This window comes from Corynebacterium sp. CCUG 61414 (genome assembly GCF_024453945.1).
In the GTDB taxonomy this organism is placed as follows: Bacteria; Actinomycetota; Actinomycetes; order Mycobacteriales; family Mycobacteriaceae; genus Corynebacterium; species Corynebacterium pseudogenitalium.
Map to the genome: position 1 here is coordinate 136,924 of NZ_JAGPYU010000003.1, position 16,660 is coordinate 153,583.

General features: G+C 62.2%; 14 protein-coding genes. 6 read left to right on the forward strand and 8 right to left on the reverse strand.

Features of this window, described 5'->3' with window-relative positions; all coding sequences use genetic code 11:
- Positions 1–25: 25 nt before the first annotated feature.
- From KBX14_RS04300 to KBX14_RS04310, 3 genes are read right to left on the reverse strand one after another with little or no spacing between them, the layout of a single operon-like run.
- Complete coding sequence (locus tag KBX14_RS04300) at positions 26–718, reverse strand: methionine ABC transporter permease (protein WP_070975850.1); 693 nt, start codon at positions 716–718, stop codon at positions 26–28.
- Entirely contained in the window at positions 715–1,746 is a 1,032-nt protein-coding gene (locus tag KBX14_RS04305; RefSeq protein ID WP_070477636.1) for a methionine ABC transporter ATP-binding protein, read from the reverse strand. The genes KBX14_RS04300 and KBX14_RS04305 overlap by 4 nt, the downstream gene beginning before the upstream one ends.
- Before the next feature lie 3 nt (positions 1,747–1,749).
- Positions 1,750–2,640 (reverse strand): MetQ/NlpA family ABC transporter substrate-binding protein, encoded by an 891-nt coding sequence (locus tag KBX14_RS04310; protein WP_256041905.1) that lies wholly within the window; start codon positions 2,638–2,640, stop codon positions 1,750–1,752.
- Positions 2,641–2,784: 144 nt separating this feature from the next.
- On the opposite strand from KBX14_RS04310, the gene KBX14_RS04315 reads away from it, so the two are divergent.
- The 3 genes from KBX14_RS04315 to KBX14_RS04325 are packed head-to-tail and all read left to right on the forward strand — an operon-like array spanning position 2,785 to position 7,818.
- Positions 2,785–5,922 (forward strand): error-prone DNA polymerase, encoded by a 3,138-nt coding sequence (locus tag KBX14_RS04315; RefSeq protein ID WP_370687059.1) that lies wholly within the window; start codon positions 2,785–2,787, stop codon positions 5,920–5,922.
- Between the two features lie 19 nt (positions 5,923–5,941).
- Positions 5,942–6,448, forward strand: coding sequence for a PH domain-containing protein (locus KBX14_RS04320; RefSeq protein ID WP_255365775.1), 507 nt, complete (start codon positions 5,942–5,944; stop codon positions 6,446–6,448).
- Positions 6,445–7,818, forward strand: coding sequence for a PH domain-containing protein (locus tag KBX14_RS04325; protein WP_256041907.1), 1,374 nt, complete (start codon positions 6,445–6,447; stop codon positions 7,816–7,818). Before KBX14_RS04320 ends, KBX14_RS04325 begins: the two co-directional genes overlap by 4 nt.
- On the opposite strand, the gene KBX14_RS04330 is transcribed toward KBX14_RS04325, so the two are convergent.
- Positions 7,815–8,783, reverse strand: coding sequence for a S1 family peptidase (locus KBX14_RS04330; protein WP_256041908.1), 969 nt, complete (start codon positions 8,781–8,783; stop codon positions 7,815–7,817). The genes KBX14_RS04325 and KBX14_RS04330 overlap by 4 nt on opposite strands.
- Positions 8,784–8,852: 69 nt before the next feature.
- On the reverse strand, positions 8,853–9,323 hold the full coding sequence (locus KBX14_RS04335; RefSeq protein WP_070477642.1) for a tRNA (cytidine(34)-2'-O)-methyltransferase: 471 nt from the start codon (positions 9,321–9,323) through the stop codon (positions 8,853–8,855).
- Between the two features lie 23 nt (positions 9,324–9,346).
- Here KBX14_RS04335 and KBX14_RS04340 point away from each other — a divergent pair, with 23 nt between their 5' ends.
- Both KBX14_RS04340 and KBX14_RS04345 read left to right on the forward strand, forming a co-directional pair.
- A complete protein-coding gene (locus KBX14_RS04340) occupies positions 9,347–10,195 on the forward strand; it encodes a bifunctional methylenetetrahydrofolate dehydrogenase/methenyltetrahydrofolate cyclohydrolase (protein WP_205634833.1) in 849 nt (282 codons plus the stop codon).
- A complete protein-coding gene (locus tag KBX14_RS04345; RefSeq protein ID WP_246814897.1) occupies positions 10,188–10,523 on the forward strand; it encodes a DUF3017 domain-containing protein in 336 nt (111 codons plus the stop codon). Before KBX14_RS04340 ends, KBX14_RS04345 begins: the two co-directional genes overlap by 8 nt.
- Before the next feature lie 7 nt (positions 10,524–10,530).
- Here the strand turns inward: KBX14_RS04345 and KBX14_RS04350 are convergent, their stop codons facing one another.
- On the reverse strand, positions 10,531–11,625 hold the full coding sequence (locus KBX14_RS04350) for a homoserine O-acetyltransferase (RefSeq protein WP_256041909.1): 1,095 nt from the start codon (positions 11,623–11,625) through the stop codon (positions 10,531–10,533).
- 1 nt (position 11,626) lies between these two features.
- The gene (locus KBX14_RS04355) at positions 11,627–12,949 is read right to left on the reverse strand and encodes an O-acetylhomoserine/O-acetylserine sulfhydrylase (protein ID WP_256006194.1); all 1,323 of its coding nucleotides are present in this window, start codon (positions 12,947–12,949) and stop codon (positions 11,627–11,629) included.
- 345 nt (positions 12,950–13,294) lie between these two features.
- Between KBX14_RS04355 and KBX14_RS04360 the strand changes: the two genes are divergently transcribed.
- Entirely contained in the window at positions 13,295–14,155 is an 861-nt protein-coding gene (locus KBX14_RS04360) for a hypothetical protein (RefSeq protein ID WP_256041910.1), read from the forward strand.
- Between the two features lie 217 nt (positions 14,156–14,372).
- Here KBX14_RS04360 and KBX14_RS04365 read toward each other — a convergent pair whose 3' ends face one another.
- Positions 14,373–16,586 carry an NADP-dependent isocitrate dehydrogenase gene (locus KBX14_RS04365; protein WP_256041911.1) on the reverse strand — a complete coding sequence of 738 codons (2,214 nt, stop codon included), beginning with the start codon at positions 16,584–16,586 and terminating at the stop codon, positions 14,373–14,375.
- Between the last annotated feature and the right edge of the window lie 74 nt (positions 16,587–16,660).

Here is a 16,660-nt window from a genome sequence, read left to right on the forward strand (position 1 = left end):
CCCATCCTAACCAACTGGTCACACCTTAGCGGCGCATCACCTTCTTGGACAGCCAGTTGCCCAAGAACTGCGCCAGCTGCACGATGACGACGATGACGATCACAGCCGCCCACGTCACCTGCGGCTCGAACTGGCGGTAGCCATACACGATGGCGAAGTCACCGAGGCCGCCACCGCCGATGTAGCCGGCCATCGCGGACATATCGATCACCGCGATGAAGATGAACGTGTAGCCGAGGATCAGCGGGCCGAGCGCCTCGGGGAGGATGACGGTGCGGATGATCGTCCACGGGCCTGCGCCCATCGAACGTGCGGCCTCAATCATGCCGGGGTCGATGGATACCAGGTTCTGCTCGACAATACGGGCCACGGTAAAGGTCGCGGAGAAACACATCACAAACGTAGCTGCGCCCCGGCCAATCGTGGTGCCCACCACCGACAGGGTGATGGGGTAGAGCATCGCGATCATGATGATGAACGGGATCGGCCGGAAGAAGTTCACGGCGAAGTTAATCACCCAGTACACGACGTTGTTCTGCAGGATGCCACCCGGGCGGGTGGTGTACAGGAACACGCCGAGGATCAGGCCACAGATACCACCGACGAGCAGGGTGATGCCCACCATCCAAAGGGTATCGCCGATGGCGTCTACGAACGTGGGGCCGAGCCGGTCCCAGTTCGGCTGCGCCAGAATGAATTCGTTGACAGCACTGTTCATCGACGTATCTCCTGAATATCCGTGGTGCCCTGCAGCGTGTGCAGGAACTCGTTAATCGCTGCATCGTCGCCGTTGAGGCGGACCGTCATCTTGCCGAAGGAGTGCTCCTGCAGGGTCGTAATACCCGCGTGCACCGGCTGAATCGACACGCCGCGTTGGCGCGCCTTCTCCGCCGCGCCGAAGAATCCCGAGTGTTCGGTCAGGTCGACGGTGAAGAGACGCCCAGGCGCCGCGTTCAGCAACTCGAGCTCCTCGTGCTTGTCTGGGGTGTTGCGAAGCGACGTCGATACGAAGCGCTGCGCGACCTTCGTCTTCGGGTCCGAGAACACCTTGTAGACGGAGCCATACTCGACGACCTTGCCGGCCTCCATCACGGCGACCTTGTCCGCAATCGCGCGGATCACGTCCATCTCGTGGGTAATCACCACGATCGTGATGCCAAGTTCCGCGTTGACGCGGCGCAGTAGCTCAAGCACCTCGTGGGTGGTCTCGGGGTCGAGGGCGGAGGTGGCTTCGTCGGCAAGCAAGAGCGAGGGATTCGTGGCGAGCGCACGAGCGATGCCCACGCGCTGCTTCTGACCACCCGAAAGCTGCTCGGGGTAGTTCTTGCCGCGATCCGACAGGCCGACGAACTCGAGGAGCTCCTCGACGCGCGCCCGGCGCTCCTGCTTGCCCAAACCGGCAAGCTGCAGCGGGTACTCAATGTTGCCCGCCGCAGTTCGGGAAGAGAACAGGTTGAACTGCTGGAAAATCATCCCAACGTTTCGGCGCACTTCCCGCAGGCGCTTCTCGCTCTTGCCGACGATATTGGTGCCGTCGAGGAGGAGTTCGCCGCTGGTAGGCATGTCGAGCCCGTTGATCAGCCGCACCAGCGTGGACTTGCCAGCGCCGGAGTAGCCGATCACTCCAAGGATCTCACCAGGCTCGACCGTCAGCGACACATTGTCGACGGCCACAACCTCGCGCCCACCCGTTGTAAAGACTTTCGATACGTCCCGGAACTCAACCCGGGTGCCGGTTTTCGTCACGGATTACTTCTCCTGAAGGCGTGCGAGGATAGCGTTTGCGTCATCACGGGAGCGCTCAACAGCGACCGCGGTGCCGCGGGAATCCTCCTGGACGGCAGCTGCGACCTCTGGGGAGTTCCACAGCTCTGCGAGGCGGTTGTAGGTCGGGTTGTCCAGGTCCTCAGCGCGTGCAGCGAAGACGTTGATGTATGGCTCGCCCTGCTCGGAAGCCGGGTCATCCTGGAAGATAGCCTGCTTTGGCTCAATGCCAGCGCGCTCCAGCCAGGAGTTGTTGATGATGGCCGGGCGGCCTTCCTTGTACGCGGAGGTCGTCTGGGAAGCGTCGACCGGAACGACCTTCACCTTCGACGCTGCCTCGTCGATATCTGCTGGGGACGGTGCCAGTTCATCAGCGCCATCCTTCAGCGTGATCAAGTCAGCCTGGACGAGGACGTTGATTGCGCGGCCCTGGTTCGAGTCATCGTTCGGGATAGCAACCTCGGTGCCTTCGATGCCGTCGAGGGAATCGTGATCCTTCCAGAACAGTGCCAGCGGGTAGATCTCCGTGGTGGACAGCACCTTCAGGTCGTTGCCGGAAGCCTCGTTGTAGGTAGCGAGGTAGAGGATGTGCTGGAACTTGTTCAGGTCAATCTCGCCCTGGGCAAGCGCCTCGTTGACTGGTGCGTAGTCAGAGAACTGCACGATGTCGAGGGTGATGCCGTTGTCCGCTGCAAGGTCCTCGAAGACGGACCATGCCTTCTGGTCAGCGTCGGTGGTACCAATCTTGACGACGGTGTCCTCGCCGCCACCGGCAGCGTCAGTGGACTTTTCAGCGGAGTTGTCAGAGCAGGCTACGAGGCTGGTAGCTGCGAGGGCTGAAGCTGCGATGGTTGCAATCACACGGTTGAGGCGCATGATGTCTCCTTTATGTCTTTCGTTGGGGAATCATTGATGGTTTGAAAACTTAGCATCTATTGGACCGCTTAGTCTATCCCTGGCTACAAACGTTGAATATAAATCCGCTTGCGCGAACATTCGAACATGTTTACACTATCGAACATGCGATTCAATGGGGGTGCTCCGCTGACATGGTCAAAGCTGGAGCGGATACTGTCTGGGAACGACGTCGGTCCTGTCGTTCCGGTAGATCACCTCGCCTTTGCTGGTGAAGCGGAGGGTGAGGGGGTCGGTGGGCGGCGCGGTGGGGTGCCATTCGCCGAGTTGCACGCGGTGTCGTCCTATAGCTTCCTTGGCGGGGCGAGCGAGCCTGAACAGCTGGTTGCACGCGCTCGGTCGCTCGGACTTTCGGCGCTTGGCCTGTGTGATCGTGACGGTTTCTACGGTGCGGTGAAGTTTGCGGAAGCTGCTGCGGCGGCCGGGATGCCCACGGTGTTTGGTGCAGAGCTGACGCTGAAAGAGGGGGTGCTGCCCGTCCTGGCCCGTGGCGCGGAAGGGTACCGGAGGTTATCGCATCTGATGTCGCGCGCGCACATGGAGGGTAGGCAAAAAGGCGAGCTCTCGTACCCGCCGATGTGGGAAATCGGGGAGTGGCTTGATGGCTCCTGCTTAGCGCTTGGCGGGTGGGAGTGGACCCCGCTATTCGATAAATTGAGCGAGAGCTTCGGGGTGGAAAATGTGGTGAGGGAGTACGTGGTCTCACTCATGCCGGATGACGCCGATCATCACCAACAATTAGACCGCTTCGTTCATCTTCCCGCCATAGTGAGTACCCGGCCTGCCGCTGCGACGCGCCGACACGCGCGCCTCGCTGCAGCGAAACATGCGCTTGGCCAGCGCCGCGCGCTGCGGCAAGACGTTGCTGACCTGCACCCCATGGGTGCGCACTGGCTGCGCAGCGGGCAGCAGCTCGCCCGGCTGCTGCCGGGATGTGAGCCGATGCTGGCCACCACCGTGGAGCTTGCCGAACAGTGCGCGTTTACGCTCGACCTTGTCGCGCCAAACCTACCGGACTACGACACTCCTGCTGGCCACAATGAGATGAGCTATCTGAAGGAGTTGACCTACGCGAGTGCGCAGGTGCGGTATGCGACGCGCCCGGAAAACATCCGTGAGCAGGCGATGAAGCAGATTGCTTATGAACTCAGCGTGATTGAGGAGCTCCAATTCCCCGGCTACTTCTTAATCGTGTACGACCTGGTCGACTTTTGTCGGCGCAGCAATATCCTGTGCCAAGGCCGTGGGTCGGCGGCGAACTCAGCGGTCTGCTTTGCTCTCGGGATCACGAACGCCGAGCCGATCAGCGCTGGCCTTCTTTTTGAGCGTTTCCTGTCGCCGGACCGCGATGGCCCACCGGATATCGATATTGATATTGAGTCCGGCAGGCGCGAAGAAGTAATCCAGTACGTTTACCGGCGCTACGGCCGCGAGCGTGCCGCGCAGGTGGCGAACGTGATTACGTACCGGAGGAAGGGTGCTGTTCGTGACGCTTCCCGGGCGCTCGGGTACCCACAAGGTGCTGCGGATGCCTGGTCAAAAGGACTCAGCGACCCGCCGGAGCAGGTATGTACGTTGGCGGAGGAGTTCATTGGCCAGCCACGCCACCTCGGGATCCACTCGGGCGGGATGGTGATCTGCGACCGGCCGATCGCGGACGTTGTCCCCATCGAGTGGGCGCGCAAGGAACAGCGCTCTGTGGTGCAGTGGGACAAAGACGACTGCGCTTCGGCGGGGTTGGTGAAGTTTGACCTGCTCGGGCTCGGCATGCTGGAGGCCCTGCACCACATGGTGGACCTCGTACGCGATACAACGGGCACAGAGGTGCACCTGTGGGAGCTCGACCTCACCGACACCAACGTCTACGACATGCTGTGCCGCGCTGACGCCGTCGGGGTATTCCAGGTGGAGTCGCGCGCGCAGCTTTCTACGCTGCCACGGCTGAAACCACAGCGATTCTTTGACCTCGTGGTCGAGGTGGCCCTCATTCGCCCAGGCCCAATTCAAGGCGGATCCGTTCACCCATATCTACGGCGCCGCGATGGCCTCGAGCCCGTCATTTACGATCACCCGGTGCTGGGAAAATCTCTTGGTAAGACGCTGGGTATTCCGTTGTTCCAGGAGCAGCTCATGCAGATCGCCGTCGACGCCGCAGGATTCAGCGGCCGGGAGGCCGACGCGCTGCGCCGCGCGATGGGTTCGAAGCGTTCTCCAGCAAAAATGGCGGCGCTCAAAGCCCGGTTCTTCGAGGGCTGCAACACCACGAACGGGATCGGGGCGGACGTCGCGGAAAAGCTCTGGAACAAGATCGTCGCGTTTGCCGCCTACGGATTTCCGGAGTCGCACTCGCAATCGTTTGCGTCGCTTGTGTACTTCTCCGCGTGGATGAAGTACTACTACCCGGCGCAGTTCTGCGTCGGCCTGCTGCGGGCACAGCCGATGGGCTTCTACTCGCCCCAGTCCCTGATTCAAGACGCCCGCCGCCACGGCATCACGGTGTTGCCGGTGAGCGTGAACGGATCCGGCGTACAGGCGCGCTGTATAGATAATGACACAATTCGGATCGGGCTGAATTTGGTGAAAGGGGTCGGGGAGAAGGCTGCGGCCAGGATCGAGAAGGCCGCGCCGTTTACGGACATCGCGGACCTGGCGCGTCGGGCGGAGCTGACCGTGGAGCACGTCGAGGCGCTCGCTAAGGCCGGTGCGCTGGACTGCTTCGGAGGGGAGCGTCGACAAGCAGTGTGGGCTGCGGGTATCGCAGCAACAGAGCGCGACGGGATGCTTCCTGGGCTTTCAGGTATCGACGCCCCAGCGCTGCCCGGGATGACCGCGTTCGAGCTGCTCGCGGCCGATGTTGCCGCGACCGGCGTCACCCCTGATGCTCAACCGATGCAGCTGCTGCGCGAACACTTGCAACGGGAGGGGATTCTCCGCGCGGTCGACCTTCGTAGCGTGGAGGACGGTACTCGCGTCCGCGTCGCAGGCGTGGTCACGCACAGGCAGCGGCCGCAGACGGCATCAGGCCTGACGTTTCTGGGGATGGAGGACGAAACCGGGCTGCTGAACATCATGGTGTCGCCGGGGCTGTGGAAGCGGCAGCGTGTAGTGGCGCGCACAGCGCACGCGCTGGTGGTGCGCGGGATTGTCCAAAATGCGTCAGGTGCGGTCAGCGTCGTGGCGGACCGTCTGGAGCAAATCAATGTCGGCCAGTGGCTCTCGCGTGGTTCACGTGATTTCCGGTGAAGTCGCTAGGGTAGGGCCCATGGAACAGCAGACTGACGCACTCGCGAGACCACCGCTGCCGGCCTCGGTTGAGCAGATGCACCGCGTATCACCGAAGTACATGGTGCCCATGCTGGTGACCAACACGGTGTGGGCGCTGATTGTCATCGGCGGCCTGCTGTGGGCGCAGTGGAAGTACGGAGGCTGGTGGATGTGGGGAGCGGCCGTCTGCGGAGTGTTCTTCATCTGGAAGTACTTCCTTATCCCGTTCCAGGTACGCAACCTGGCGTGGCTGGAAACGAACAACGAGCTCATCCTGAGCCAAGGGAAGATGTGGCACACGCTCACCGTTATCCCTTACGGGCGCATCCAGTTCGTGGACGTCAACACGGGACCGGTGATGCGGATGCTTGGGCTCAAGAAGTTGGTGGTGAACACGGCATCGGTCAGTTCGGTGACCACGCTGCCTGGACTTCCCGCCCACGACGCCGACGCGCTGCGTGACCGGCTTGTGGTCAAAGCACGCGAACAGATGAGTGGCCTATGACAGCGGCCTCTGAGTACCGGCGGGTCCACCGACTGACCCCGTTGCTGCGCGTGTGGGCGACGCTGCTTGCGCTGCTCACGATCGCTGTCTTCAACTTCACGATGCCCCTAGTCAACTGGCTGCAGGACGAAGGCATCGGCATCATGGATGTGGGCGTGGCCGTCGGCGTGTTTGTCGTTGGCCTGCTCGTAGTGTTCATTATTTCGCAGCTGTGGTGGGCCAAGATCGGATTCCGCGTTGGCGAAGAAGACATCGAGCTGACGCGAGGGGTGCTCACCACTAAGGTGCGCACCGCTCGCTACGACCGGATCCAGGCAGTCGACGTCATCGAACCGTTCGCGCCACGTCTGTTCGGGCTTGCGGCGGTGCGCGTCGAGGCGGCCGGCGGCAATAATTCGGCCATCGAGATCGCCTACCTGCCCCGCGCGGAAGCGGACGAACTACGCGCCGAGATCCTGCAGGCCATCGCTGCCCGCCCCGGCGCAGCTGCGTCCGCGTTGACGCCCACCGAGCAAGACGTCGAACCGGCTAATACGCTGGTGCCACCAATCCCGATTGGTCGTTCGCTGCTTGCTGCAGCGTTCCAACTCTCAACCATCATTACTGTCGTCTCGAGCGTCGTCCCGCTCTTCACCGATCTTTCGATCACCGCGGCAGTACCGATCCTCGTCGGGTTCGTGCCACAGATCTGGCGCACCATCGACCACTCGTGGCGCTTCACTTCAGTGCTTGACGACGCCACCTCCGGCAGCAACGGGGCCGTCATCAACATGACGTACGGGCTTGCGAACCGCAGGCACCAAGCGGTCCCGTTGCACCGCATCCACGCGGTACAGCTTCGCCAACCGCTGCTGTGGCGCATGTTTGGGTGGTGGACCGTCTCGGTGACTGTGGCCGGGTACGGGTCCGAGCGCAACAAGGCAACTGGCACGTCCAAGTTGCTGCCGGTCGGGACCTTGGAGCAGGCCATGCAGGTCATCGACGCGATTGCGCCGCTGTCCGGTGAGGCGATGCGAGACATGTCGCGTGCACAGCTGCGCTCCCCGCGCGCAGCGCGGTGGGTCTCACCGGTTGATTGGCGGCGGCAGACAGTCGCGCTGTACCCAGAGGTCACCGTGGTCACGTTCGGTCGCCTGTCCCAGCGATACCAGATGGTGGAAAACGCGCATATCCAGGAACTTTCCTTCAAACAAGGGCTGTTGCAGCGCAGGCTTGGCCTCGCGCACGTGCGCTTTGATCTGGTCCCTGGAGCCGTCAAAATGGTGGCGCGGGATATGCGCGCGGGGGAGGGGCGTTGGATCGTCGACACGCTGCGCACCCGCACGCTTCCAGGTATGGACGATGCGGTAGCGCTCGTCGAGGAGACTTAGTTGTGGATGGTCAGGCCCCAGTATTGGATGGCGCTGCCGATCTCCATGGCGCCTACGCGGGTCTTATTCGCATCGGACACGTTGGAGTTGACGCCTACGGCCCACACTCCAGAGTTGTCGGCGGCGAAGACCGCGCCGCCTGAGTCTCCGCGATCGGTGATGCTGCGGAAGTAGAAGAGGCCGTTGTTTCCGATGCTTTCGAACTCTCCACATGAGTAACCGGTGGTGGCGCCGAGACGGCAGATGGCCATGCCTCGGGCTTGCGCTTCTTGTGGGGTGATCCAGCCGCGGAGCGGAAGATCCAACGGGAGTGTTGAGGAATATCGCGCATCGCCGGTGATTTCGATCAGCCCGATATCGGCGCCGACGATACCGCCGTATGCGTCCTTCTCCAGATAGGACTCCACCATCTCTCCGACATACGACCAGTTGCCTTGGGCGTCCTGCACGTAGAACTGATCGCCGCGATCGCCACAGTGGCCCGCAGTGATGATGAAGATCCGCTCGCCTTTGGATGCAAGGAAGCCCGTCGAACAGCCCGAGCTTTGTGTCTCGTTGATGATCCTGCCGCCAGGTACGATCCCGCCAGGCTGCTCCAGCCACTTCCAGTCGACGGAGTTGTGGTAGTACACGCCACGGTTGTCGTCGCGGCCCCGCTGCCCAGATGAGTCGTTTCTCGGATCGATGACGTTGCGTTGAATCGGTGGCTCGACGCGTTGGCTGGGGGCGCTTGGGCGTTCGCGGTAGTCCGGCTCTGAACGGTACTGCGTCTGCTGGGCAGAGGTGGTAACAGCTGGTAGCGAGGTATGCTCGTCGAGCATTGAGGCAATGTCCGAAACAGCTGCGTCCTGCTCGGCGCGCCATGCGTCGAGCTCCTCATCGGAGGAACCCGAACAACTCGCCAACAATGCAGAAGCGGCGAGTACAGCGGTCAAACGGGCACGGGATGCAGTCGTAGAGAGCATGGCGGACTCGTTTCAATTAAGGGGCAGGGTAACAGGCACAGATCTTAACAGCTGTAGCAACCCTTCCGCTTAGACTCCGCCGACGAATCCCAACTGCCGCCAGGCCTCGAAGACGGCGACGGACGCGGAGTTGGAAAGGTTCATTGACCTGCGGCTCGGCAGCATCGGGATGCGGAGCTGCTTGGTCACGCGCGGGTGGCTGCGGTGTGCTTCGGGAAGACCGGTCGGCTCGGTGCCGAAGAGGAGGGCGTCGCCGTCGCGGTACTCGACGTCCTGGTAGTAGTCGGTTGCCTGCGTGGTGAACGCGAAGATGCGGGCGTCCGGGATGGAGGCGAAGCAGGCGTCGATAGTCGGGTGGATCTGCACGTCCGCTAGGTCGTGGTAGTCAAGGCCTGCGCGCTTCAGGTGCTTGTCTTCGAAGTTGAACCCGAGTGGCTCCACCAGGTGCAGTACGGCGCCGGTGTTTGCGCACAGCCGGATTGCGTTGCCGGTGTTGCCTGGGATGACGGGATTGTCAAAGATAACGTGAAAAGCGCACATGGTTACAGTCTAGGATGGTCACCGTGACTGCGATTAAATTAGACGGAAAACTGTACCGCGAGGAGATCTTTGCAGATCTCAAAACACGAGTTGCCGCCCTGCGCGAGCGTGGGATTACGCCGGGGCTGGCCACCGTGCTGGTCGGCGATGATCCGGCGAGCCAGAACTACGTGCGCATGAAGCACCGCGACTGTGAAGAGCTGGGCATTGCCTCCATCATGAAGGAGCTGCCAGGGGACATCACGCAGGAAGCACTCGAGGAAGTCATCGAGGAGCTCAACAACGACGACGCCGTCACCGGCTACATCGTGCAGCTGCCACTGCCGAAGCACTTGGATGAGAACCGCATCCTGGAACTCATCGATCCAGACAAGGACGCCGACGGCCTGCACCCGGTCAACCTGGGCAAGCTGGTGCTCAACGAGCCCGCGCCGCTGCCGTGTACGCCGAACGGCTCCATCAAGCTGCTTGAGCGCTTCGGTGTGGATCTGAACGGTGCGATCGTGTGCGTCATCGGCCGCGGAGTAACCGTGGGCCGCCCAATCTCGCTGATGTTGACCTCGCGCAACGTCAACGCCACGACGGTGCTGTGCCACACCGGCACCAAGGATCTGGCCGCGGAGACGCGCCGGGCGGATGTGGTCATCGCGGCGGCTGGCAAACCACACATGATTACTGCGGACATGATTAAGGAAGGCGCCGCGCTGCTGGACGTGGGCGTCTCTCGTGTCGACGGCAAAACAGTCGGCGACCTGCACCCGGATGTGTGGGAGAAGGCGGGCTGGGTCTCGCCGAACCCTGGTGGCGTTGGCCCGATGACTCGCACGTTCCTGGTCCGCAATATCGTGGAGCGGGCTGAGCAGCTTGCCTAACTCGGCCGAAGGGTTGTCGCTGGACAACCCTCATGACATTGGGAACCCGCCCTCGCCCCTGCCTCGGAACGTGCAGGTGGCGATGGTCGGCGTGTTCATCCTGGGGTTTGTCGCCGCTGGGGTGTGGTCGCTGACGGACCACTGGCGGCGTGCCACGTTCACACTGGGGGCGACCATGCTGTGGTGCGCACTGCTGCGCCTGACCTGTGACTCGCAAGTCATTGGTCTGCTGGCGGTGCGCTCGAAGCGGTTTGATATCGCGTTTGCCACCGGCCTGGGCGCCGCGATGGTGTGGCTAGCCTGGTCGGTGGACGCGCTGGGCTCCTAAAGGGATCTTACGCGCTGGTCAGCGCGATGAAGTTGCGCAAGATGTTGTCCATCTGGCGGGCCTCGACGAGAAACGCGTCGTGGCCAACCGGGGATGACAGCTTGTGCATCCCCAGCAGGTTTCCCAGGTTGCGGGACATGTGTTCCTGCTGGTGGTAGGGGTACAAAATATCCGTATCGACGCCCACAATCATCGTCGGCACCGTCGACGAGTGCAGCGCCTTGTTCAGGCCTCCGCGACCGCGGCCGATGTCGTGGCGGTTCATGGCTTCGGTGAGTGTGACGTAGGCGCCGGCGTCGAAACGCTTGACGAGCTTTTGCCCCTGGTAGTCCAGGTAGCTTTGCACAGCGAAGCGCTGGTCGTGCTCGCGGTAGGGGCCGAGTGGGTTTTCGCCTTCTTGGGCGCTTGTGCCGAAGCGCTCGTCGATTTCGAGCTCACCGCGGTAGGTGAGGTGTGCGATGCGCCGGGCGGCAGCCAGTCCCTCATCGGGGGAGGTGCCGGTGGAGTAGTAGTCGCCGTCGTGCCAGTTGGGGTCGCGCACGATGGCGTAAATCTGAGCCTCCTGGATGCCGATCTGCCAGGCGCTTGCGCGCGCGGAGACTGCCATGACGCAGGCGTAGCCGACAGATTCGGGGTAAAGCAGCGTCCACTCCAGGGTGCGCGCCCCGCCCATGGAGCCCCCCATGATGGCATGCACACGGTGGATACCGAGCTGGGTGAACAGGGTGTGTTCGGCGCGGACCTGGTCGCGGACTGAAAGTGCGGGGAAGCGGGACCCCCACGCGGCGCCGTCGGGATGCGTGCTCGCAGGGCCAGTCGAGCCGTAGCAGGACCCGATCACGTTGGTGCAGATCACGCACCAAGTGTCGGTGTCGAGTGCTTTGCCGGGGCCAATCGCCCCGCCCCACCACTCGGCGGCGTTGGAGTCCCCGGTTAAGGCGTGCTCAACAAGGAGGATGTTGTTCTCGCCCTTCGGGTCACCCCGGAACTGCCCCCACCGCTGGTAGGCGATGTGGGCGTCCTGGATGGTGGCTCCCGCCTCTGTGGTGTAGTCGCCGATTGGGACTCTCTGCAGCTCGCCTTCAGGCGCCAGGTTGGGCATCTTAGATCGCTGCGAATCCGCGCTCGAGGTCCGCAATGATGTCGTCGGCGTCTTCGATGCCGACGCTCAGGCGGATAGTCGCCTGGGAGATACCGGCGCGCGCCAAGCCTTCAGCATCCGACTGGGAGTGCGTCGTCGTTGCCGGGTGGACCACCAGGGAGCGCACATCGCCAATGTTTGCCAGGTTTGAGTGCAGCTTGAGGGCGTCGATAAACTTCCAAGCGTTGGTGTGGTCGTCCTTGTCGCCTGCGATTTCGAACGAGAGGACCGAGCCGGTGTAGCGCAGGCCGAGCTTCTCCTTGACCGCGTAGTACGGGGAGGACTCGATGCCGGCGAAGTTCACCTTGGCTACCTTGTCGTGCTCGCTGAGGAACTTTGCCACCTTCAGTGCGTTCTCGTTGTGGCGCTCCACGCGCAGGCTGAGCGTGTCCAGTCCCTGCAGCGCAACCCACGCGTTGAACGGGGAGATTGCAGCGCCGGTGTCGCGCAGGATGCCGGCGCGGGCCTTCAGCGCGAAGGCCGGTGCACCGAGGTCCGCGTACTTCAGGCCGTGGTACGCCGGATCCGGGGTGACGAAGTACGGGAAGACCGGTTTGCCGTCGCGCTCGACGGTCCAGTCGAACTTGCCGCCGTCGACGAGGACGCCGCCGATAGCTGCGCCGTTGCCCGTGTAGAACTTCGTAGTGGAAGCGACGACAATGTCTGCACCGAGCTCCAGTGGGCGGACCAAGGCGGCGGTGGCCATGGTGTTGTCAATAATCAGTGGCACCTGGTTGCGGTGCGCGACCTCCGCGACGGTCGGGATGTCGAGGACGTCGGCGATCGGGTTGCCGAAGGTCTCGCCGTAGAACGCCTTCGTGTTCGGCTGGACAGCCGCCTGCCAGCTCTCTGGATCGTCAGGGTTGTCCACGAACGTGACGTCGATGCCGAGGCGTGGCAGCGTCACCTGGAACAGGGTCTCGGTGCCGCCGTAGATGCGAGGCGAGGTGACGATGTGGTCACCTGCCGACGCCAGGTTCGTGATGGCGGCGGTCTCTGCAGCCATGCCAGAGGCGAATGCGGTAGCTGCGACGCCACCCTCGAGGTCCGCGATGCGGTCTTCGAGCGCTTGCTGGGTCGGGTTGGTCAGGCGAGTGTAGATCGGGCCTGGGTTGGAGAGGTTGAAGCGGTCTGCTGCGTGCTGAGCGTTGTCGAACACGTAGGAGGTGGTCATGTAGATGGGCTGGTTGCGAGCCCCGTAGTCACTATCGACGGCCTGTCCGGCGTGGATAGAGCGTGTGTTGAAGGACCAGTCTTTCGTATTGCTGTTGTCGTATTGTGTCATGGGGAACAATGTAACGCTTGGTAGGTTCTGTGTGAACCAAGCTGTCTAGCAATACTGTTTAACCAGGCGATATATGTGAATATAAATAGAAAAGTGAAGAGCGTCCAGCGCCACGCTCACCCCGGGCGGTAGTCATGCCAACTTGCTGGTTCAACCATGTTGACAATAGTGACGGTGGTGTACGTTCGTGAACCTTCGCGTCGTGCAACGCGGGGTAGGCCTTCGGCGACGGGAGGGAACCGGTGCCGGGTTTTCGCCGTCAGAAAAGACATGGGGATTGACAGAGCACATAATGCACAACGGCAACGGTGGGAGGAACGGAAGGAAGAGCTACGGCGGGGGATTGTGGACAAGCGGGTTCTTTCCCACAAGGAACTCGACAAACTCCGAGGGCCGTATCGGGTGCTCGACACGAGCATTGTGTATGCAGAGAAGGGCTGGAAAGAGCTGAGGTTCCACGAACGTCAGTGGCTGCGCGTCGAAGCTGCTGCGATGATGAGCAGGGAAGCGGTGTTGGTCGGAAGATCGGCCGCGCGCATGCACGGCATTTGGGTGATTAGTACGACGGAAGAACCCGTCGAACTGTGTCTGCTTTCGAGGGGGAGCCCGCCATCTCGCCGAAACCGGGAGGGGATAATGTTTCGGCGCATGGTGCTGCGTAGCAACGAAATCTCGTTGCGCGACGGCCACCGGGTTACTAACGGTTTCCGAACGTTTGCTGACATCGCCCGCCATTACGGCTTCGTCGAAGGGCTCGTCGCTGCCGACTACCTTCGGTGTAGTGGGTTTACGTTTGAACTTCTTGAACGGGAGGCATCCCAACTTGGCAGGCTAAAGGGCGTTGCCGTGGTCCGGGAGTGCATCCGGCACTGTGTCGCGGATTCCGGTTCGCCCTACGAATCTTTCGCACGCGCTCTGCTGATCCGGGCGGGGATCGGCCCTTTGCTTACGCAGTACGAAGTGGCTGGACGCTACGCAGATCTTTGCATCGACGGCTGGCTGCTCATCGAGATCGACGGCAACGTGAAATACCAGGGACCCAACGCCGAACGCGCGCGGCAGGAAGAGTTCGAACGACAGAAGATGATCGCCAACAGGGGCTACGTCTTCCTCCGCTACTCGCCGTCGTTCTTGCGTCGGTACCCCGATCAGTTCGTCCGCGAGGTCCGCGACACCATCGCTGGCCGCCGGGCTGCCCTCGGGTGAGTACCTGCTTCTCGACGCCACCACACCCGCAGCCCGCTCTTCGCCGAGGATGGTGACCAGAGGATGGTAATCAGCCGAGTAGAGGTGATCGCCGTTGGCCCAGTTACTCGGCTGATTACCATCCTCTGGTTACCATCCTGGGCGCCAGGTTAAGAACCGTAAACGAAACCCCGGCCGCCGCGAAAACGCAGCAACCGGGGCCGATCAAACCGAGGGTTTACTTCAAACCGTCAATCACCTTGTTAAACGTTGCCGACGGGCGCATGACGGCAGTCACCTTGGCCTCCTCAGGCCAGTAGTAGCCACCCAGGTCGGCAGGGGAGCCCTGGACCGCGAGCAGCTCTGCGTCGATGGTCTCGGCGTTCTCTGCCAGTGCAGCCGCAACCGGGGCGAACGTGGCCGCCAGGTCTGCGTCCTCGGACTGTGCAGCGAGCTCCTCAGCCCAGTAGCGTGCCAGCCAGAAGTGGGAGCCGCGGTCGTCGATCTCGCCGACCTTGCGCGATGGCGACTTGCCTTCGTTGAGCAGCTTCTCCGTTGCGCGGTCCAGCGCGTCACCGAGGACGCCTGCCTTCTCGTTGCCCTTGGTGTTCTTCTCGTGGCGGAAGGACTCGGCAAGCGCGAGGTACTCGCCGAGGGAGTCCCAGCGCAGGTGGTTCTCTTCCTGGACCTGCTGCACATGCTTCGGTGCAGAGCCGCCAGCACCGGTCTCGAAGAGGCCACCGCCAGCCATCAGTGGAACGACGGAGAGCATCTTCGCGGAGGTGCCCAGCTCGAGGATCGGGAACAGGTCGGTGTTGTAGTCGCGCAGGACGTTACCGGTTACGGAGATGGTGTCCTCGCCGCGGCGGATGCGCTCAACAGAGACCTTCGTCGCCTCAACCGGGTTCATGATGGAGATGTCCAGGCCGTCGGTGTCGTGGTCCTGCAGATATTTCTCAACAAGGGAGATGAGGTTGCGGTCGTGTGCGCGCTCCTCGTCGAGCCAGAAGATGGCCTTCATGCCGGACAGGCGTGCGCGGTTGACGGCGAGCTTCACCCAATCCTGGATCGGGGCGTCCTTGGTCTGGCATGCGCGCCAGATGTCGCCGGCTTCGACGTCGTGCTCGATGAGGACGTTGCCAAGCTTGCTAACTACCTGGACCTTGCCGTCGGCTGGGATCTTGAAGGTCTTGTCGTGGGAGCCGTACTCCTCAGCCTTCTTCGCCATCAGGCCGACGTTTGGCACGGTGCCCATGGTGGTTGGGTCGTAGGCGCCGTTGGCGCGGCAGTCGTCGATAACCGCCTGGTAGACGCCCGCGTAGGAGGAGTCCGGGATGGTCGCCAGGGTGTCCTGCTCTTGGTCGGCAGCGTTCCACATGTGGCCCGAGGTGCGGATCATCGCAGGCATCGAGGCGTCGATAATCACGTCGGATGGTACGTGCAGGTTGGTGATGCCTTTGTGGGAGTTGACCATCGCCAACGCCGGGCCGTCCTTCAGTGCCTGCTCGAAGGCCGCGCGGATCTCCTCGCCATTATCGACGCCAGCAAGGCCGTCGAGGATTGCGCCCAGGCCGTTCTCGCCGTTCAAGCCAGCAGCCAGCAGGGTCTCGCCGTACTTGTCGTAGACGTCCTTGAAGTATGCGCGGACGACGTGGCCGAAGATGATTGGGTCGGAGACCTTCATCATCGTTGCCTTCAGGTGGGCGGAGAAGAGCACGCCCTCTTCCTTGGCGCGCTTGACGGCGTCGAGAAGGAACGCGTCGAGTGCCTTGGCGGACATGAAGGTGCCATCCACGACTTCGCCAGCTTCGACGGCCAGGGAGTCCTTGAGGACGGTCTCGGTGCCATCATTGGCGACCAGCTTGATGGTCAGGGAATCGGCCGCCGGCATGATGACGGACTTCTCGTTGTGGCGGAAGTCGCCAGCATCCATGGTCGCAACGTTGGTCTTGGAGTCCTTCGACCACGCGCCCATCGAGTGTGGGTGCTTCTTCGTGAAGTTCTTGACGGCCTCCGGCGCACGGCGATCGGAGTTGCCCTCGCGCAGGACGGGGTTCACGGCGGAGCCCTTCACGGCGTCGTAACTCTTCTGTACTTCGCGCTCTTCGTCGGTGGAAGGATTGTCCGGGTACTCCGGCAGGTCGAAGCCAGCGGCCTGCAGCTCTGCGATGGCCTTCTTCAGCTGGACCAGGGAAGCCGAGATGTTCGGAAGCTTGATGATGTTCGCTTCGGGGGTAGTAGCAAGCTGGCCGAGCTGCGCAAGTGCGTCGTCCATCTTCTGTTCATCGGTGAGACGCTCCGGGAACTGCGCAATGATGCGGCCTGCAAGCGAGATGTCAGCGGTGGTGACATCGAGCCCCGCCTGAGCGGCGAATGCCTCAACGATTGGCTTGAGGGAATAGGTTGCCAGCAGTGGCGCTTCATCGGTGCGTGTCCAAATGATTTGAGCCATGGTTCTCCTTAAGTATCGCGTCAAATGTGTTGCCTAAACCCACAGCGTACAGCTTTTACATACCGCGTGTCTTG